The following is a 2939-nucleotide window of genomic DNA, read 5'->3' on the forward strand; positions in this document are numbered from 1 at the left end:
CCGCCGGAGCTGGTGGCGCGCTGGGCGCCGGGGCGGCGGATGGTCAACGCGTACGGTCCGACGGAGACGACGGTGTGCGCGACGATGAGCGCCCCACTGGCGCCCGGGTCGGGCGTGCCGCCGATCGGCCGGCCGGTCGCGGGTTTTCGGGTGTACGTGCTGGACGAGCGGCTGCGCCTGGTGCCGCCGGGCGTCGCGGGGGAGTTGTACGTCGCGGGGCCGGGGCTGGCGCGCGGGTACCTGAATCGGCCGGGCCTGACGGCGGGTCGGTTCGTCGCCTGCCCGTTCGGGGCGGGTGGTGACCGGATGTACCGTACCGGGGACGTGGTGCGCCGCCGGGCCGACGGGGAGTTGGAGTACGTCGGCCGGGCCGACGAGCAGGTGAAGGTGCGCGGCTTCCGGGTCGAGCCGGGCGAGGTCGAGGCGGCCCTGACCGCGTACCCCGCCGTTGCCCGGGCCGCCGTCGTGGCCCGGGACGACCGGCTCGTCGGCTACGTGGCCCCGCGCCCCGGCGCCGACGCGCGTCCGGCGGAACTGGCGGCGTACCTGCGCGAGCGGTTGCCGGACTACCTGGTGCCGTCGGTGTTCGTGGTGCTGGCGGCGTTGCCGTTGACGCCGAACGGGAAGTTGGACCGGGCGGCTCTGCCGGTGCCGGAGGCGGGCGTCGTCGGGGTCGGTCGGGCGGCGCGGACGCCGCAGGAGCAGATCCTGTGCGAGCTGTTCGCGGAGGTGCTGGGCCGGGGCCAGGTCGGTGTCGAGGACGACTTCTTCGACCTGGGCGGGCACTCGCTGCTGGCCACCCGGCTGGTCTCCCGGATCCGTTCGGCCCTGGGGGCCGAGGTCGGGCTGCGCGCGCTCTTCGAGGCGCCGACGGTGGCCGGCCTGGCGGCACGGCTCACCGAGGCCGACCGGGCCCGGCCCGCACTGGCGCCGTACGAGCGGCCGCAGACGGTACCGCTGTCCTTCGCCCAGCGCCGGCTCTGGTTCCTGCACCGGATGGACGGAGCCGCTGCGGCCTACCACATCCCGCTGGCGCTGCGGCTGACCGGAGCACTGGACCGGGAGGCACTGGAGGACGCGCTGGCCGAGGTCGTCGCCCGGCACGAGAGCCTGCGAACGGTGTTCCCGGAGCTCGACGCCGTGCCGTGCCAGCGGATCCTCGACCCCGGGGCGGCCCGGCCCCGGGTGCGGGTGACCGAGGCCGCGGAGGACGAGCTGCCGCAACGGCTCGCCCACGCGGCGCGGCTCCCGTTCGACCTCGCGGCGGAACCGCCGCTGCGCGCCGAACTGTTCGCGCTCGCGCCGGACGAGCACGTGCTGCTGCTGGTCATGCACCACATCGCCGGTGACGGCTGGTCCACCGGCCCGCTCGCCCGCGACCTCGCCGAGGCCTACGCCGCCCGGAGCGAGGGGCAGGCGCCGGGCTGGGTGGACCTGCCGGTGCAGTACGCCGACTACACGCTGTGGCAGCGCGAGCTGCTCGGCGACCCGGAGGATCCGGACAGCCGGTTCGCCGGACAACTCCGCTACTGGACCGAGCAGTTGGACAGCCTCCCGGAGCGGATCCCACTGCCCGCCGACCGGCCCCGGCCGGCCGTCGCCGGCTACCGGGGAGCCGCCTTCGGTCTTGAGCTGACCCCCGAACTGCACGCGGGGCTGGCCGAGTCGGCCCGGCTGTCCGGGAGCAGTCTGTTCATGGTGTTGCAGGCGGGCCTGGCGGCGCTGTACACGCGGCTGGGGGCGGGGACGGACATCCCGATCGGCAGTCCGATCGCGGGCCGGACCGACGAGGCGCTGGACGACCTGGTCGGGTTCTTCGTCAACACGCTGGTGCTGCGCACCGACACGAGCGGGGACCCGACTTTCGCCGAGCTGCTGGAGCGGGTGCGGGAGACGACCCTGTCGGCCTTCGCGCACCAGGACGTGCCGTTCGAGCACCTGGTGGAGGCGCTGAACCCCGCCCGCTCGCTCGCGCACCACCCGCTGTTCCAGACGATCCTGGCCGTGCAGAACGCGCCGATGGGCGAGTTCGCGCTGCCCGGCCTTCAGGTGTCCGCGTTCGCGGTGCCGACCGGGACGGCCAAGTTCGATCTGGGCTTCAACCTGAGCGAGCGGTTCGGCCCCGATGGGAGCCCGGACGGGATCGTCGGCGTGGTCGAGTACGCCACCGACCTGTTCGACCGCTCGACGGTCGAGGCCCTCGTGCGGCGCTGGACGCTCCTGCTGGAGGCGGTCACCGCCGACCCGGACCGGTCGATCGGGGGGATCGACCTCCTCGACGGGGACGAGCGGCACCGGTTGCTGGAGCGGGGCAACGCGACCGACCGCGAGGTGGGCGCGGTTCCGGTGCCGCAGGCGTTCGCGGCGCAGGCGGCGGCGACGCCGGACGCGGTCGCGCTGGTGTGTGGTGACGCGGAGTTGACGTACCGCGAGCTGAACTCGCGGGCGAACCGGTTTGCGCATGCGCTTATCGCCCGTGGGGTCGGTCCGGAGCAGGTCGTGGCGGTGGCGCTGCCGCGTTCGGTGGAGTCGGTGGTGGCGGTCCTGGGTGTGCTGAAGGCGGGTGCCGCGTATCTGCCGGTGGATCCGGCGTACCCGGCGGCGCGGATCGCGTACATGCTGGAGGACGCCTGCCCGGCGCTGGTGGTCGACGATCCTGCACTGGTATCGGAAGGTGACTGGCCGGAGACCGATCCGGGGGTCGTGCTCGATGTCCGGCATCCGGCGTACGTGATCTACACCTCGGGTTCGACGGGTCGTCCCAAGGGTGTCGTGGTCGGTCATGGTGGTGTGGCGAGTCTGGTGGCCGCGCAGATCGAGCGGTTCGCGATCGATCCCGGTAGCCGGGTGCTCCAGTTCGCCTCGCCCAGTTTCGACGCCTCGGTGTCGGAGATCTTCACCGCGCTGCTGTGCGGTGCGGCGCTGGTGCTGCCGCCGGC

1 protein-coding gene is annotated in these 2939 nt (G+C 73.9%); it reads left to right on the forward strand.

Annotated features, from left to right (window positions below; translation table 11 throughout):
• The coding region (locus tag ABT015_RS37810; protein ID WP_350887865.1) for a condensation domain-containing protein at nt 1-2939 on the forward strand (2939 nt) is incomplete at both ends.

Source organism: Kitasatospora sp. NPDC094016 (assembly GCF_040304045.1).
In the GTDB taxonomy this organism is placed as follows: Bacteria; Actinomycetota; Actinomycetes; order Streptomycetales; family Streptomycetaceae; genus Kitasatospora.